The sequence below is a fragment of the Salifodinibacter halophilus genome, from assembly GCA_012999515.1.
In the GTDB taxonomy this organism is placed as follows: Bacteria; Pseudomonadota; Gammaproteobacteria; order Nevskiales; family Salinisphaeraceae; genus Salifodinibacter; species Salifodinibacter halophilus.
This window is the reverse complement of the sequence record JABEEB010000726.1, coordinates 1-236: the sequence shown is the minus strand read 5'-3', so window position 1 is coordinate 236 and position 236 is coordinate 1. Positions and strand designations below refer to the sequence as shown.

Sequence of the window (236 nt, the reverse complement as noted above, 5' to 3'; positions counted from 1 at the left end):
CGCCGTTCTGCTGCTCGCCCTGTGCGCTTCGCCCGCCTTCGCCGCGATCAAATCCAAGCCGGTGGAGTGGAAAGTCGGCGAGGAGACTTTCAGCGGCGTGCTGGTCTACGACGACGTCAACGCGATCAAGCGTCCGGGCCTGGTGATGGTGCCCAACTGGATGGGCGTGACCGACAACGCGATCAAGCGCGCCGGCGAGATCGCCGGCGACGATTACGTGGTGCTGGTCGCCGACA

At 65.7% G+C, this 236-nt stretch carries 1 protein-coding gene; it reads left to right on the top strand.

Going from position 1 to position 236, the window contains the following annotated elements; translation table 11 throughout:
- Window positions 1-236, top strand: a 236-nt coding sequence (locus HKX41_13470; GenBank protein NNC25143.1) for a dienelactone hydrolase family protein, incomplete at both ends; no start/stop codon positions are given.